This is a genomic window from Candidatus Ruthia endofausta (assembly GCF_013342985.1).
GTDB classification, from domain to species: domain Bacteria; phylum Pseudomonadota; class Gammaproteobacteria; order PS1; family Pseudothioglobaceae; genus Ruthia; species Ruthia endofausta.
In genome coordinates this window covers 1,083,453-1,099,453 of record NZ_CP054490.1, presented here as the reverse complement: position 1 = coordinate 1,099,453, position 16,001 = coordinate 1,083,453, and the positions used below count along the sequence as shown (strand labels likewise).

At 36.8% G+C, this 16,001-nt stretch carries 13 protein-coding genes; 3 read left to right on the top strand and 10 right to left on the bottom strand.

The features are described from left to right. Window positions 1-84 precede the first annotated feature (84 nt). Window positions 85-156: a hypothetical protein gene (locus HUE58_RS07250; RefSeq protein WP_340689640.1), complete on the top strand. Its 72-nt coding sequence runs from the start codon at window positions 85-87 to the stop codon at window positions 154-156. A gap of 16 nt (window positions 157-172) precedes the next feature. Here the strand turns inward: HUE58_RS07250 and HUE58_RS06155 are convergent, their stop codons facing one another. Genes HUE58_RS06155 through polA form a run of 5 tightly spaced genes read right to left on the bottom strand, consistent with a single transcriptional unit; the run spans window position 173 to window position 9,216 of the window. Continuing rightward, a complete protein-coding gene (locus tag HUE58_RS06155) occupies window positions 173-3,331 on the bottom strand; it encodes a UvrD-helicase domain-containing protein (RefSeq protein ID WP_174606107.1) in 3,159 nt (1,052 codons plus the stop codon). A gap of 22 nt (window positions 3,332-3,353) precedes the next feature. Further along, the gene (locus HUE58_RS06150; protein WP_246260791.1) at window positions 3,354-4,598 is read right to left on the bottom strand and encodes an AAA family ATPase; all 1,245 of its coding nucleotides are present in this window, start codon (window positions 4,596-4,598) and stop codon (window positions 3,354-3,356) included. After that, the gene (locus tag HUE58_RS06975; RefSeq protein ID WP_246260790.1) at window positions 4,558-4,779 is read right to left on the bottom strand and encodes an AAA family ATPase; all 222 of its coding nucleotides are present in this window, start codon (window positions 4,777-4,779) and stop codon (window positions 4,558-4,560) included. The genes HUE58_RS06150 and HUE58_RS06975 overlap by 41 nt, the downstream gene beginning before the upstream one ends. Window positions 4,780-4,782: 3 nt before the next feature. Further along, entirely contained in the window at window positions 4,783-6,480 is a 1,698-nt protein-coding gene (argS, locus tag HUE58_RS06145) for an arginine--tRNA ligase (protein ID WP_174606106.1), read from the bottom strand. A gap of 6 nt (window positions 6,481-6,486) precedes the next feature. After that, the gene (polA, locus tag HUE58_RS06140) at window positions 6,487-9,216 is read right to left on the bottom strand and encodes a DNA polymerase I (protein WP_174606105.1); all 2,730 of its coding nucleotides are present in this window, start codon (window positions 9,214-9,216) and stop codon (window positions 6,487-6,489) included. 106 nt (window positions 9,217-9,322) lie between these two features. Between polA and HUE58_RS06135 the strand changes: the two genes are divergently transcribed. Continuing rightward, window positions 9,323-10,042, top strand: a complete 720-nt coding sequence (locus HUE58_RS06135) for an ATP-binding cassette domain-containing protein (RefSeq protein WP_174606104.1) — start codon at window positions 9,323-9,325, stop codon at window positions 10,040-10,042. 44 nt (window positions 10,043-10,086) lie between these two features. Here HUE58_RS06135 and HUE58_RS06130 read toward each other — a convergent pair whose 3' ends face one another. Both HUE58_RS06130 and ccoG read right to left on the bottom strand, forming a co-directional pair. Continuing rightward, entirely contained in the window at window positions 10,087-10,566 is a 480-nt protein-coding gene (locus tag HUE58_RS06130) for a FixH family protein (protein ID WP_174606103.1), read from the bottom strand. Beyond that, on the bottom strand, window positions 10,566-11,960 hold the full coding sequence (gene ccoG / locus HUE58_RS06125; RefSeq protein WP_174606102.1) for a cytochrome c oxidase accessory protein CcoG: 1,395 nt from the start codon (window positions 11,958-11,960) through the stop codon (window positions 10,566-10,568). Before ccoG ends, HUE58_RS06130 begins: the two co-directional genes overlap by 1 nt. 160 nt (window positions 11,961-12,120) lie before the next feature. Here ccoG and dapD point away from each other — a divergent pair, with 160 nt between their 5' ends. Further along, complete coding sequence (gene dapD / locus HUE58_RS06120; RefSeq protein ID WP_174606101.1) at window positions 12,121-12,936, top strand: 2,3,4,5-tetrahydropyridine-2,6-dicarboxylate N-succinyltransferase; 816 nt, start codon at window positions 12,121-12,123, stop codon at window positions 12,934-12,936. A 516-nt stretch (window positions 12,937-13,452) separates the two neighbouring features. Here the strand turns inward: dapD and ubiA are convergent. Genes ubiA through HUE58_RS06105 form a run of 3 tightly spaced genes read right to left on the bottom strand, consistent with a single transcriptional unit; the run spans window position 13,453 to window position 15,997 of the window. Further along, a complete protein-coding gene (ubiA, locus tag HUE58_RS06115) occupies window positions 13,453-14,322 on the bottom strand; it encodes a 4-hydroxybenzoate octaprenyltransferase (RefSeq protein ID WP_174606100.1) in 870 nt (289 codons plus the stop codon). Then, on the bottom strand, window positions 14,319-15,230 hold the full coding sequence (locus tag HUE58_RS06110; protein WP_174606099.1) for an RluA family pseudouridine synthase: 912 nt from the start codon (window positions 15,228-15,230) through the stop codon (window positions 14,319-14,321). The genes ubiA and HUE58_RS06110 overlap by 4 nt, the downstream gene beginning before the upstream one ends. Beyond that, window positions 15,227-15,997 carry a TatD family hydrolase gene (locus HUE58_RS06105; protein ID WP_174606098.1) on the bottom strand — a complete coding sequence of 257 codons (771 nt, stop codon included), beginning with the start codon at window positions 15,995-15,997 and terminating at the stop codon, window positions 15,227-15,229. Before HUE58_RS06105 ends, HUE58_RS06110 begins: the two co-directional genes overlap by 4 nt. Between the last annotated feature and the right edge of the window lie 4 nt (window positions 15,998-16,001).

The window sequence follows — 16,001 nt, the reverse complement described above, 5'->3', positions numbered from 1 at the left end:
TTCTAAATAAGCCATCCGGTCGTAGCAGTTTATGATGACAAAAGATCGTCAGAATTATCTGTTGATATTACAAAAAATGGCATTATGCTCACAGATGGTAGGGTGCTACTAGCAGGAGTAGATAAACTCATTAAAGAGCAAACCAACATAATCTAACTGAGTAACCAAATATTTAGCCAATTTCAATCAATTCTTGTACTGCTGGATAATATAGAACACACTTTATTTCCATTGAATAACACGCTGATAAAGCCACTTTATAGGATAATAATTGTTGAGTGTGTTTGGCTTTTTGCCTTTGTATAAATTGTGCTATTGATTCATCATTCGCTTGTCTTGTGGTTTTAAAATCAATAATCCACAAAATATCTTCATCAATAAATAATCGATCAATAATAACGCTACGCTTGTCACTTATAAACTCTGCCTCAACTTGGGTTGATGTTCTTTGTTTGAATAGCCAAGAAAAGTGTTTGTCTTGTTTCGTTAAATTAAGCATGTTGACAATAAAATCGATATAACTGTCAATATCCGTATTGCCAACACCGCATTCCACCAATCTTACACTTATACTTTGTCTGTCTGGCGAGAACAATCCGTCTTCATAATATTGATGCAACAGAGTGCCAAGCAGGCTTTTATATTGTAAATCAACACTCAACTGAAAATCCATTTCCTCCATACTCTCATCAAGAAAATTATCATATTCTAAAGGCTTAACATAACGAACCAACTCTGGTGCTCGAATGGGTGGCTGATTATCCTCAATAGTTGATAGTGTAAGCTTGTCAAATTGATGCTGAAATATAGGTGCTAATAGTTTTAAAAAAGTATTGCTACTAGCTTGATTGCTCTGGTTTAACGTTCCTAATAAATAGATTTCATGCTTAGCACGTGTCATTGCCACGTACAATAAACGCATCGTTTCAAACTTATTTTGCTGTGATTCAATATGCTTTAAATAGGTATAAGTACGGCTGTCATCTAGTTGCGTATAAGGCCTTATCGGGGCTAATAATAACGACCGATTGCTAAACTCTTGCAAGTGAATGATGGACGGTTTATTATTTTGTGGCGCTCTACCCAACCCAAGAATAACAACCAACTCAAACTCCAAACCTTTAGCTTCATGGATGGTCATTAGCTTAATTCGTGAATTTACACTGGGTGTATACAACTCATCTAACATTTGATTAATGGTTCCAATATCAAGCTGTTGTGCAGACTCACAATCATAAATAATTTGCAAGAATTGGGTTTTAATCATAGACTGCTTAACGGATAAGGAACTCTGAGGTGCTAACTGATTAATGGCAAATTCAAGCACCCTCGTGAAACTAAACCTAGATTTCTGATTAATAATATCACGTACAGTATGGACAAAATTTCGCATGCGTGATTGTCCATCTTTGCTTAAATTTTGTAAAGTTTGCTTATCCTGAATTAAATCAAAAATAACACGCCCGTCTTGTTGTGACAATACAAGTAAATCTTCTAACAACAAGCCACACCAAGGCGCTCTTAAAATGGCCAACCAAGCAAGTTTATCACCTAAATGTTTAAGTGCTCGAGTCAAACTAAGTAAATCACGAGTAAATAAATCTTCCCTCAATGGGGCTGTTTTTAATGCTTCAAATTCAATATTAGCACACTTCAAAACGGGCACAATATCACCTAAATGCGCACGGTTTCTCACCAAAATAACAATCTCTTTTGTTGGATTATTTTGAATAATTTCAAGCACTTTTTGTGCCTCAAAATCATAACGTTTATGCGCAAATGGATAAAAGTTAATGGCATTTTCATCTTCATCAACGGAATTAGCCTGTGAATATTCATACTTAATCGCGCCTTTATAAGCATCTTCATGTTGAGGAAATATCTTTGAAAATATTTTATTATTACCCTCAACCACAGATTTAGAGGAACGAAAATTAGTACTCAGTTGTAAAAATTCAGGTTTAATATTAGCAATGCCTCGTGCCCGTACCTGCAAAAACAAACCCACCTGAGATTGCCTAAACAAGTAAATAGATTGCATGGGATCACCCACTAAAAACAGTGTTTTACCATCACCTATTTGCCAACTAGCAAGCAATTTTTCCAATAAAGCAAACTGGGTGGCTGACGTATCTTGAAACTCATCAATTAAAATATGCTGGACTTTATTATCTAAAAATAGTGCAATATTACTGACTTGATGTTCATCAAACGCTTGCTCTGCATCCAAGGCAACTTGGATAAAATCATGCGTTTGATGAACATCAAACAAAATATTTAATTGAGTAACAGCTAACTTTAATACTTGTGCAATGTCTTGAAGGGCATTAATTTGATTGGTTGAAAAATCAACATCAGGCAATTGTTTAACCCCTGCTAATAATTCCTTTAATTGCTGTTGGCTAGACAAATCTTGAAAAATTTTAATAATGGATTGTTTTTGCGTTTTTAACTCTGTGGGAAAACCGTTATTTTTATTCAATGATGTACGCCACTTACCCTGAGTGGTTAAACACAGCTGACACAAGTCTCTCCAAGTCTCTAGCGATTCAATAGTGGCATCTGGCACACTTTGAATTTTCATAAGCTCTGGCTTAGTATTATCTTTTAACAGTTCAAAAAAAGTAGCATCAAAATAACAGTCTGCCTCATTTTTTAACAACAATAAATGTTGAGTGATAACCCTTTCAGAACTCAACTGCAAGGTTTCAATATTAAGTACACCATGTTGGTACAATTTCAAAAGCCACTGATCACGCTTAGCTAGCATATCTGTAATCAACCGATAAAACTTATTAACATTATTATCCAAATATAGAAGCACCGACTCAATACTATTTTGATATTCAGACTCATCAATTGCCAATAACGTCTGCTTGGCAGCTTGAAGATAAATATCATTTCTTGCCCAGTTTTGAGCTATGATTTGCTTGGGCACTAATTGATTCTTACTTGGATAACGACTGGTAATTAAACTTGACAAACCATCAATCGTTGAAATTTTAAGCCGTTCAGGCGTGTTTAGTAATTGCCAATCAAATGCCTTAGATTTTCCTAATACTTTAGCCAAATCGTAAGTAATTTGCTTATGTGGCTCGTTTGGTCGATTGCCTTGAGCCGATTTTAAAGACCCAATCACTCGAGTAGTCAACTCACTTACTGCTTTTTTAGTAAAGGTCATTACAATTACACTCTCAGGTGAAGCACTAACTGATAACAATTTCAAATAACGCTGAGTCAATAGCTCCGTTTTGCCCGAGCCCGCAGGCGCTTGAACGATAAAAGACCGGCTAATATCTAAAGCTTGTTGGCGTTGGACTTGGTCATTCATTCAGACTTTCTAATTGCGTTAGTCAAGCGTTAAAACCTTGGCATTCTTCTCGTATTTTTAGCGCATTCTGAATTTTGATGTACTTTGCATTCTTTCCAATACGCTGGGATGATATTTCTTTAGAATTATTAACTCCCTCTAAATCGTTAAATTCATACAGGGTTGTTACGAAATCACAATTATGTATAAGACTATTTAACTTTTCACTGACTCTATCAACACTAATATTGCTTTTCATGCCCTGAGGATTGTAAGCGTAAACGTTAAAATCTGATAAATATAGCTTCAGTATTTGGTCGACAAATTTTCTTTCTGACTTACCCTCAACAGGAATGAGAAGTCTTGTCATTTTGGCATACCCGCCGAGTAAATTTTCTTCCCAAGTTGTACCCATCTGATAATTCTCAAACCACTCTTTTAACGCCTCTTGTTTATCTTTACCAAATCTTTCAAATTTAAACTCATCGTTTTCATAATCTACAACAATAAAATCATCAGGTTCAAAGCAATTAGCAAGCGTAACAGGTTGAGTGGAAATAATGACTTGTGAGCCATCATTTACTACGGCTTTGATAATTTCAGATAATACAGTCAGTGCATCCAGATGTAGTCCAATTTCTGGTTCATCTAACACAATGGTTTTAGGATGCATATCCTTAGGCTGTAAAAACAGAGTCACCATACAAATAAATTTTGCGGTACCATCAGATAAATTGTTTGCAGAAAATCCAGCGCCCTCTAGATCGTTTTTATGTTGCCACCTTAATAAAACATCTTTATTGTCTTTTTTTAAATCAAAATCATGGAAATAAGGTGCAACTGTTTGCACTGCTTGGACAATATTTTGATAATCGTCATTGAAGTCTTTTTTTAACCCTAATAAGAACGGCGCCAAATTACCTGCATCACTCCATAAGAAATCATTATTATCAATATCCTGTGGTGACTTAAATTTTGCCTTTTCTGATGTGTCATGAAAATGATATAACTTACATTGTTTTAGGTAGTCTCTAGATTTAACAACTATTGGTTTTATACTATTTTTAATATCACTTTCAGAAGAGTTATAACTTATAGATGGATTGTAATCAATTTCACTTATTTGCGAATAAAAACCTGCGAAATCACTATTAATAATTAATATATCATTTTCATTATCTTTAATAAATCTTGCGAAATACTTATTTCGCTTTAGCGTTAAAGATATTGATATTTCATCAGTTGTGCTACTGCCAAAATGCAAGAATCCCCTCCTCTGCTCTTCCATTTTTAGCAAAATAAGTTTGTAATTTTCTCTGATAAAGAACATTTAACAGTCTAAAAACAGAAATGAAATTGCTCTTGCCAGAGGCATTCGCACCAATCAAAACATTAATTGATTTCATTTCTAGATCTAGCTCTTTAATAGACTTAAAGCCTTTGATTTTAATGTGCGATAAATTATCCATAATTTACATTTTATCAGGTGCAGACATACCCAATAAACCCAATCCATTACGAAGTATTTGCTTTGTGGCAATGACAAGTTTCAAGCGAGAAGCTTGCAGAATTTTATCCTCAATCAAAAACTCGCTGTTGTTGTAATAACTGTGGAAATCGCCAGCCAAATCACGCAAATAATAGGCTAAAACATGTGGCTCATAATTGATGGCGGCGTTTTTAACTGTGTCGGCATAACGACTAAGTTGCTTAATGAGTGTTTGCTCGTATTCATTATTAAGCAATGCCAAATCTGGCATTTGACTTCCCTGCGCTTTGCCCAGCACGGAACAAATTCGAACGTGAGCGTATTGGATGTAAAACACAGGATTTTCATTACTCTTGGATTTGGCTAAATCCAAGTCAAAATCCATATGTTGCTCAGACTTACGAAAAATATAGAAAAAACGTGCTGCATCATTGCTAACTTCCTTGCACAATTTTTCTAAAGTAATAAACGAGCCGCTACGAGTGGACATAGAAACTTTTTCACCCTTTCTGATTAGGTTAACAAACTGCACCAGTAAGATTTCCAATTTGTCAGGATTGTGACCAAGTGCCTTAATCGACGCCTTAACTCTTGCGATATAGCCATGGTGGTCAGCACCCCAAATGTTAATAATTTTGTCATAGCCCCATTCAAACTTTTCAAGATGATAGGCAATATCAGAGGCAAAATAAGTGTGCATGCCATTATCACGCACCACAACACGGTCTAAATCATCGCCAAAATCGGTAGTTTTAAACCAAAGCGCACCTTCTTTTTCATAAATGTATCCTGAGTCTTGTAATTTTTTTACGGTTTTTTCGCTCAATCCACTATCCACCAAAGACTGTTCAGAAAACCATTGCTGGTATTCAACACCAAACTCAGCCAAATCGATTTTAATACCACTCAAAATATGATTAATCGCCAAATCAAAAATTTTTTTGTAATCATGCCCCAATTGAGACTTGCAATTAGCAATTAAATCATCAATATGCTTTTCCTTGTTGCCACCGTTTTTCTCATCTTTGCAAACGCCATCAAAAATATTAAACTTTTTTACACCACTAATTTTTTTAGCAATGTCGAAGATGTAATCACCTTTGTAGCCGTTATCTGGAAATTGCTCAGTTTCAACATAACGTAAATAAACCGAAGTCGCCAAAATATCCATCTGCCGACCTGCATCATTCACATAATATTCACAATCTACCTCAAACCCAATCCCGCGTAAAAGATTAGCAACCGTTGCCCCATATGCCGCCCCGCGACCGTGCCCTACATGGAGTGGACCAGTTGGATTGGCAGACACAAACTCCAACAATATACGCTGACCTTTGCCTATGTCCGCTTTTCCATAGTGCTCTGCTTGATTAATAATCTGCTCAATTATTTGTATGTTTTCACCTTGGGAAATGAAAAAGTTAATAAACCCAGGGGCTACAATTTGCACTTTATCAATCTGCGTGTTATTACCCAAGTTATCAACAATTCTTTGTGCTAATACTTTTGGAATCAACCCTGCTCGCTTTGCCAAAACCATGGCAATATTTGAGGCAAAATCTCCTTGAGTTTTATCTTTAGAATGATCGATACGAATATTCTCAGGTATACTCTCAAGTACACCCTCATTTACTAATGAATTTAAAGCTTGCTTTAATATTTTTTGTAGTTGTTCTTTCATAATAATTTAATGCGCTTCTTGCCAAGAGTTATCAATGCCAACATCCACTTTAAGAGGAATATCCAGTGGATAAGCACTTACCATTAAGTCTTGTATTTTATGGGCAAATTCGTCAGCCTTTGATGCGCTTACTTCAAATACTAATTCATCGTGTACTTGCATAATCATTCTAATGTCTGAATTATCTTGCCCAATCCACGTGTGAATATCAAGCATGGCTCTTTTAATGATATCTGCTGAAGAGCCTTGCATAGGTGCATTAATAGCGGTTCTAAGCGCATGTTGTTGTCGCGTTTTATTCTTGGCATTAATTTGTGGCAAATACAGGCGTCTGCCCATGACGGTTTCAACATAGCCTTGTACTTTTGCGCTTTCTTTGGTGTTGCCCATGTAGTTGAGCACACCGGGATAATTATCAAAGTAAGCATCAATATATTGTTTTGCTTCAGCCCTAGAGACATCAATTTGTTTTGCCAATCCGAATGCGCTCATGCCATAAATCAAGCCAAAATTAATCGCTTTAGCGCGCCTACGATGCTCTTTTGTTACTTCATCAATTGATACATTAAACATGGTTGATGCCGTTGCACTATGCACGTCTTTATTATGATTAAAAGCGTCTAATAGACTTTTATCTTGGGATAATTGAGCCATAATTCGCAGCTCAATTTGTGAGTAATCAGTAGCAATGATAACGTTACCTTTGCCAGCAACAAATGCACCACGAATACGTGCGCCTTGTTCAGAACGAATAGGGATATTTTGCAAATTTGGGTTGCTTGACGAAAGACGCCCTGTAGCAGTTACTGCTTGATGGTAAGAGGTGTGAAGTCTGTGTGTATTTAAATCAATTTGCTTAGGTAGTGCTTCAAGATAAGTGGAGTTAAGCTTGGTTAATGTGCGATAACTTAATACTAAATCAACCAATGGGTGATTTAAAAGTTTTAGTGCTTCTTCGTTAGTAGAGGGTGCACCTTTTGGGGTTTTTTTCAAAGGCATTAGTCCTAAACCCTCAGGCTCAAATAGAATTTGCTGGATTTGTTTAGGCGACTCAAGATTAAATACACCACCCGCTAATTCAAACGCTTGAGCCTGAATATTCTTCATTTGCTGAACAATATCTAATTGCTGAATGCTTAGCGCATTCACATCTAACTCCACACCATTACGCTCCATACGCAATAGCACCTTGATTAGTGGCAATTCTAAGTTTTGATACAACTTAACCAACTTAGGATATTGGGCAATTTCCCCGTCCAATACATAATTTAACAAATCCGTCACTATCACGTCTTCACAAGCGTAAGGAAAGGCAGTTTCTAAACCTACTTGATTAAAAGTAATTTGCTTTTTTCCTTTGCCTGCCACATCAGCAAAATGAATGGTTTGATGGTTCAAGTAATATTCGCTCAAATCATCCATATTATGCCTTGTGGCAACTGAATTTAAGCAATAAGATTTCACCATAGTGTCATCACTAATGCCTTGCAAATCAATTTGGTAATTGGCTAAGATATGTGCATCATATTTTATATTTTGTCCGACTTTTCCAATAGAGGTATCCTCTAAAATTGGTTTTAGTTGATTAAGCACCTCCTTAAAATCCAACTGCTTTGGTGCATCTAAATAATCATGACCAACAGGCACATAAAAACTATCCTTATCAACTAAAAATACCCAACCAACAATGGTGGCATTCATATAATCTAGCGACGTGGTTTCTAAGTCAAATACAAATGTCTTTGAGGTTTTAAGCCGATGAACTATTGTATTGAATACATCCGAATCTAGTACCAATGTCTGCGAATAATCCTCAAGAACATCAACCGTATTGCTAGTACTTTCAGCTGTTCTAATAGCTTGGGTATCCCCTTGCTCTAACATAGGCACATTGCCCAACTGCTTTAACCACATCGAAAAGCCATACTGCTGATACAAATCAGCCAGTTTAGTAACATCTTGTCCTGATTCGTCATCCAAAATATTACAAGGCAAAACAACATCAAATTTAAGCTTAACTAGCCGGTGAGATAAATCCAACAAATCAAAATTATCACGTAACTTTTTGCCCACTTTGCCCTTAATTTGTGTTGCATTTTCCTTAACACCCGCAATGTCACTATAAGTTTGCAACCATTTAATGGCTGTTTTAGGACCAACACTAGGCACACCAGGAATGTTATCTGCACTATCACCAGTTAAAGCTAAAAGATCTAAAATTTGCTCTGGTGCAACACCCATTTTTTCAACCACACCTTGGCAATCATACACAGTGCCTTTCATATCTAATTGAGAAATATTAGCATTCACTAATTGCATTAAGTCCTTATCACTGCTAGCAATAATGGTTTTGATATTATTTTGATTTGCACAACAACTCAAGGTAGCAATCACATCATCCGCTTCAACCTCAGGCACACACATAAAATGAAACCCCATGGCTTTGATAATCTCATACAAAGGCTCAATTTGCATCACCAGTTCGCTATAAGCTGGCTTTCTATGTGCCTTGTATTGCGGGTAAATATCGTGTCTAAAATTTTCACCTTTGGCGTCAAATATGGTGATTATCTTAGCCTCTGGGTACTGCTTCTGAAGGCGTTTAATAGCATTGATAACACCAAACATAGCACCTGTTGGAAAACCATCTTGATTGGTTAAGTTTTGCTTTAATGTAGAAAAATACGCCCGGAACAAAAAAGCCGAGCCATCCATTAAAATTAGTTTATGTGGCATGAACTAAATTTTACCAATTTTTGAACGTCAACACGAGTATAAGATAAGCTAAGATATATAAATTGTACGTATAAAATACAAACTAGTCATTCATCATTGTTAGCCCATGTCAGAAGTCCTCATTAGTGCAAATCATGTTAGTCTTAGTCATCATGGCAAAAAGGTGCTTGATGATGTTAGCTTTGAATTAAAAATAGGTGAATTCATTACCTTAATTGGTCCAAATGGTGCTGGAAAGAGTTCGTTAATTAAAATTCTGCTTGGGTTTATTACCCCTGACGATGGCAAGATTAAAAAATCTAAGTATATTAAGCTGGGTTACACACCACAAAAATTTATTCCCAATGAGTTTATTCCTATTTCAGTGATTGATTTTCTTAAACTCAACCAAAAAATTGATGCCCAGTCTTTAACAACCACCACTGCGCTCACAGGCATTGAAACATTGCTACATTTATCATTAAAAAATTTATCTGGTGGTGAAATACAGCGTGTACTACTGACTCGTGCCTTACTTGCAAAGCCCAATGTCTTAATCCTTGATGAGCCTGCCCAAAACCTTGATGTAAATGGTCAAATGCACCTATATAAACTCATTCAGGATATTCATAAGCAACAAAATTGTGCTGTGCTCATGGTATCACACGACCTTCATAGAGTAATGAAGGAATCAACCCAAGTCTTATGTTTGTACCACCATATTTGTTGTATGGGGCAACCAGAAGCCATTTTAAAAGATGCTCAATTTAATGATTTATTTGCTGACCAAATGGATGAGCTTATGGCCACTTATGAACATCACCATAATCATGACCACAAACATTAATATAGACCCTAAGCCTTGTAATAGCTTCTATAAGAAACTAATAGCTATTGAGCAAATAGTTTTCTAGAAGTTCTTTGTACAACCCCCCCCTTAACCACTTCAACCACCACATCCCAGCGCCCTTTTAAGGGGAGTATTACTTGCGCCTGATATTGATTTATTTCTTGATGAAATGCCATATTGATAGAAAAATCGTATGCTTTTTCTAAAGGACGATAAAAATATACTATAACCAAAGCATCTGTTAGAGTCTTACCGCGCTGTGCACTATTAGCCGTGTAAGTTTGTTTAATATTATGAACCACAACTTTAGGAGTGACAAGGTTTAATGTCCAGCCAAACTGTGCTAATTGGTTCTTGTGGTTGAGTATTTCTGCGTAGCGTTTGCCACTCAAATACGCATCTTCAACCACCAACCCTGGATGAGTTTCAAGTGCGGTAATAATTCGATAAACAGTCGCGCCCACTAAAGTGATAAACAGCACTAGCATGGCCATCATTATTGGACTTTTGTGAATACTCATTACATGCTCTTAGGTGTGAAAAATGAAGTCTCATATTCTAAAATGACTTGTTCGCTTTTAACCACAAATATAACATCGTTATCGGCACCTACATCACTTTCAAAGGCGGTTAAATAAACATAAATAGATTTAACATTGCCACTTGGCGTCATCACTGTTTTGAACGCTTTTTTAGATTTTAGATTTTTAATTTTACTGCTAAAACTAATGCTAATTGGCATGACTTTATTTGTCTTATTCATGACTTTGAGTTCGTATTTATTGCGAATTGAGCCATCAGAAAGCTGTACAAATAATGGTTGTCTGTCGTGCAATACTTTTAAGTCCATTTGCGCAAGGTTTAAAATTCCATAAGTCAATACTGATAATGCCGCTAATAATATTGACGCATAAATAATAAGCCTTGGGCGTTTATAAAGCGCCTTAACTGGTTTGTTAAATTTCATCTCAGCTAAGGAGGTATAACGAATTAAGCCTTTAGGCTTGCCAACTTTCTCCATCACCGAGTCACAAGCATCAATGCACAGCCCGCAAGTAATACAACCATACTCTTGACCTTTGCGAATATCAACACCTGTTGGGCAAACAGCAACGCATTGATGGCAATCAATACAATCACCAAATCCTTCAACAAACTCACCTCTTTTAAGTCTGCCACGTTGCTCACCACGATAATGGTCATAAGTTGGCAAAATGCTTTGACCATCAACCATTGCCCCTTGAATGCGTGCATATGGACAAATCCATAAGCAAGTTTGCTCTCTCATAAACCCAGCAAATACATAAGCACCAAGTGCAATAGCGGCGGTGATGGCTATCGTTGTAAAAGTAATATCACCCTTAAAATAATCAGTCCAAGTCACCCCAAAATACAGCATCCAAGTAATGCCAGAAAGAAGTGCGATTGCTATCCAAATAGAGTGCTTGGCCAGTTTAAGTTTGAGTTTATTAAAACTCATTGGTGCCTTGTCTAGCTTTCGGCGTTGGGCTGGTGTTCCCTCAATCCATTGCTCTATTTTGGTGAAAATATCCGTCCAAATCGTTTGGAAACAAAAATAACCACAAAATACTCGACCCAGAACAGTAGTCATTGCTGCTAGTAAAATCGCTAAAAATAGCAACACCATAGTAAGCATCCAAATATCTTGCGGGAAAATAGTAATATCAAATAAGTGATATTGTCTTTTATCTATATCAAATAAAATAGCTTGTTTATCATTCCAAGTAAGGTATGGACCAATAAAAAATGGCGACCAAACAATAATGGCCAACCATTTGAAGTTACGAAATTTTCCCTTCATGTGTTTTGCATGAATGGTTTTATCTCCTAAGTTTTGTGTCCATTGCTCACCCTCTTCATATAAGCTTTCTACTTGGATTTTTTTATCTGTCATGCTTGCCTCTTAATGAGAGATATTTTAACCTTGCATATCATATCATTAATCATAATTTTTTTCTTGATCTGCATCAAAAAATACAACAATTTGAACCCACCACTTATCAACAAAACGCGCTTGCTGATATAATGTTTAATTTTTTTGGACAGGATTTAACATGAAAGATATTATTGAGCAAGCCTTTGAAGATAGAGCTAATATTAACCCACAATCAGCCAGTATGGAAATCAAACAAGCCGTTGCTGGGGCCATCCATTTGCTTAATTCAGGCCAAATGCGTGTTGCAGAGCAAAAAGGTGTGGGCGATTGGGTTGTTAACGAATGGTTGAAAAAAGCAGTCCTACTGTCTTTTAAATTAGAAGACAATGTTGTTATGCAAGGTGGTTTTACTCAATACTTTGACAAAGTACCTTCTAAATTTACTGATATGTCAGTAGATGAATTTAATGCAGCAGGTGTTCGCGTGGTGCCGCCAGCAAGTGCGCGTCGTGGCTCTTTTATTGCTAAAGACACAGTGCTGATGCCCAGTTATGTCAATATTGGTGCTTATGTGGACTCAGGCACGATGGTAGATACTTGGGCGACAGTTGGCTCATGCGCACAAATCGGTAAAAATGTTCATCTATCAGGTGGTGTTGGCATCGGTGGTGTACTAGAGCCATTACAGGCCAGTCCAACGATTATTGAAGACAACTGCTTTATTGGTGCTAGATCAGAAGTTGTGGAAGGCGTTATTGTTGAACAAGGCGCGGTTATCTCAATGGGTGTTTATATTGGACAATCCACCAAAATTTTCAATCGTAAAACAAGTGAAATCACGTATGGACGTATCCCTGCTGGTTCAGTAGTTGTATCTGGTAATTTACCAAGCAAAGATGGCACTTATTCGCTTTATTGTGCGGTAATTGTCAAACAAGTTGATGCCAAGACACGCTCTAAAGTTGATATCAACAAGCTTTTACGAGGTATTTGAACAAGAAAAGCACTTGTTGGCTTATATTTCTTCTCATATCGGTCTAGTTATACAAAGGCTAGGGTGTGTGCTTCTAAGCGCCTCTGTCTTTTTTGTTGCTATTTTTTAGTCCCACCACAGTTGCTAATAATTTAATAATACCACTAGAGAACACTTACCAAAAATACAATATGAATATATCCATGTTTTAGATACTGGCCGTTGTCTAGCTAAATTGGTAACGACAGTCTAAAAAAGAACCATAGAAGGTACTCGTATCCTTAAGGCCATTAACAATCCTAATTTAAAGATGATTTCTACGGCTATACAGGGTTTTCACAAGCAACCTCATAATCAATGCAAAAATATGAGCATGAACCCAATTGGCTGTGCCTACAGATTTTCATTGGGAAAATCGGGCATGGCTTACTCAGCCAACTATTGGTGCTTTTAAAGAGTCAAAAATTGCTATTCACGAGTTTTTAGGAATTGCCTAGCATTATTTAATTCATTAAAGAAAGATAAAGCCAAAAATACTTATAAAGCAACAGATAATACAATGCCTGCAAAAATAACCATGCCCACGTAATGATTATGTAAAAATCCCTGAAAACAGGCATCCTTCTTGCGATTTCTAATGAGGTGTTGGTGATAAATCATTAACAACGCAACCAGAACTAATGAAATATCATAAATGATAGTTAGATTAAAAACGTCTGATATTTTTATTAAAATTAACAACAATCCAATTTGCAAGATTCCGATGATTAATCGGTCAAATTTAGCGAACAAAATGGCGGTTGATTTGACTCCAATTTTTAAATCTTCTTCTCGGTCAGCCATGGCATACATCGTGTCATAAATCATCGTCCAAATTACCGTTGCTGTAAATACATACCAAACAGTAGCTGGCATAGTGTTAAGGGTTGCTGAAAAAGCCATTGGCACGCTCATGGCAAATGCCAAGCCTAGTACAAGCTGTGGCAAGTGAGTCCAACGCTTAGTAAATGGATACAAAATTGCTAATAGTGCTGCAATCATCGCAAGTTGAATTGTTAAGTAGTTGGTTAATAGCACTAATACAAATGCTAACACGATTAATAATACAAATAATTTAAACGCAGATTTATGATTAATTTCACCTGAGGTAATAGGTCTATGTTTGGTGCGTTCTATAAGTTTATCAATGTGTCTGTCTGCATAGTCATTAATCACACAACCTGCTGATCGCATTAAGGTAACGCCTAAAACAAAGATCAACAACAATTTTAGATCAGGTACACCTTCTGCCGCCAAGAACAACGCCCATAATGTTGGCCATAATAATAAATAAATACCAATTGGCTTGTCCAAACGCATTAGGTGCAAATACGCCCTAAAGGAAGTGGTCTTGGACTGCGAACTCATAGTTTGGCTAAAAACTTTTTCAGTTCGACTGGCAAAGGTGCATTCACTTTCTGAATATCATTGGTTAATGGATTGGTAAAAATAAGCTGATGCGCATGCAAAAATAATCTTTTTAAACCTTTGAATTTAACTTGCCTGTCAAATTCTTTGTCCCCATATTTGTCATCACAAGCTAGTGCATGTCCAGCATACTTTGCGTGTGCACGAATTTGGTGAGTGCGTCCAGTTTCAATACTAATTTCAACCAATGAAGCGGAAAAATTCCCAGCGGAAAAATTCTTAAGTGGCTGGAAATGACTAACTGCATATTTACCCTTAGCATCTATCACGACGTATCTTGAGTTTTGATAAAGTGGTGCATCAACAGTATGACGCTTTTTTGACCAAACTCCTTTAACCAGAGCTGTATAGCGTTTTTCAACGGTGTGTTGACTTAGCTGCTCGTGCAAGTTTTTTAGCACGTTACGCTTCTTAGCAATTAAAAGTACCCCAGAAGTGGCGCAATCTAATCGGTGCACCAATTCAATGGGCTCTTTATACATTTGCCTAAGCGCTTCAATAACACCAACATCAACCCCAGAACCACTATGCACTGCCAAACCACTTGGCTTGGTGATAATAAGCAGACCCTTATCCTCATACAACTTAGCATCGGTTAATAATTTTTTTAAGCTATCTGAGATATATACAGGCTTACTAGCAGATACTTTAATGGGTGGAATGCGAATTATATCGTCTAAGTTTAATTTGTAGTCTGCTTTTTTTCTGCCTTTATTGACACGCACCTCGCCTTTGCGAATAACTTGATAGATGTGCGATTTGGGAACACCTTTAAGTACTTTAAGTAAATAATTGTCCAGGCGTTGACCTTCTGAGAAATCATCAACGGTTTGAAAACTCACACTCATGCTAGAAAAAGTTGTTCAAAATTATTTGTGGTTGTGCTGGCAATATCATTAATACTTACACCGCGAATTTCAGCTAACTTTTCAGCAACATAATAGCTATAAGCTGGTGAATTAGGCTTGCCTCTGCAAGGTACAGGCGTTAAATAGGGCGAATCAGTCTCAACTAACAATCTATCGCCGGGTACTTTTTTTACCACTTCACGCAAATCTTGAGCGTTTTTAAAGGTAATAATGCCAGAAAAAGAGATATAAAAACCTAAATCCAATGCCGCCTTGGCAGTTTCCCAATCTTCAGAAAAACAATGCATGACACCTCGTTCAGCTTTTTCGGCTTGCATAATTGCAATAGTGTCTTTTTTGGCATTACGTGTGTGAATAATCATCGGCTTGCCTGACTGGTTTGAGGCTTTAATATGCCGCTTAAAACGATTTCTTTGCCAGTCAGCGGTATCTTTTTCAACATGAAAATAATCCAAGCCAGTTTCACCAATAGCAATAATTTTGTCATGTTTTACCAGGGTCAATAACTCTTCAACGCTTGGGTCTTTACCCTCCAACTCACAAGGATGCACGCCAATTGAAGCATAAATTTGTGGGTGCTTTTTCGCCAAAGCAAGCACCTCATTAAAATGCTCTAAATCAATACACACACATAAAAATTGAGTTACTGATAATTCTTTGGCATGAACAAGCATACGCTCAACACTGCCACCAAAAGCGGATAAATCTACCCTATCAAGATGACAATGCGAGTCAACTATTTGCACGATT

What these genes read in the sequence shown, in the direction of transcription:
- HUE58_RS06155 (WP_174606107.1), bottom strand. Translation starts at nt 3,331, where the DNA reads ATGAATGACCAAGTCCAACGCCAACAAGCTTTAGATATTAGCCGGTCT.
- HUE58_RS06150 (WP_246260791.1), bottom strand. Translation starts at nt 4,598, where the DNA reads ATGGAAGAGCAGAGGAGGGGATTCTTGCATTTTGGCAGTAGCACAACT.
- HUE58_RS06975 (WP_246260790.1), bottom strand. Translation starts at nt 4,779, where the DNA reads ATGGATAATTTATCGCACATTAAAATCAAAGGCTTTAAGTCTATTAAA.
- argS (WP_174606106.1), bottom strand. Translation starts at nt 6,480, where the DNA reads ATGAAAGAACAACTACAAAAAATATTAAAGCAAGCTTTAAATTCATTA.
- polA (WP_174606105.1), bottom strand. Translation starts at nt 9,216, where the DNA reads ATGCCACATAAACTAATTTTAATGGATGGCTCGGCTTTTTTGTTCCGG.
- HUE58_RS06135 (WP_174606104.1), top strand. Translation starts at nt 9,323, where the DNA reads ATGTCAGAAGTCCTCATTAGTGCAAATCATGTTAGTCTTAGTCATCAT.
- HUE58_RS06130 (WP_174606103.1), bottom strand. Translation starts at nt 10,566, where the DNA reads ATGAGTATTCACAAAAGTCCAATAATGATGGCCATGCTAGTGCTGTTT.
- ccoG (WP_174606102.1), bottom strand. Translation starts at nt 11,960, where the DNA reads ATGACAGATAAAAAAATCCAAGTAGAAAGCTTATATGAAGAGGGTGAG.
- dapD (WP_174606101.1), top strand. Translation starts at nt 12,121, where the DNA reads ATGAAAGATATTATTGAGCAAGCCTTTGAAGATAGAGCTAATATTAAC.
- ubiA (WP_174606100.1), bottom strand. Translation starts at nt 14,322, where the DNA reads ATGAGTTCGCAGTCCAAGACCACTTCCTTTAGGGCGTATTTGCACCTA.
- HUE58_RS06110 (WP_174606099.1), bottom strand. Translation starts at nt 15,230, where the DNA reads ATGAGTGTGAGTTTTCAAACCGTTGATGATTTCTCAGAAGGTCAACGC.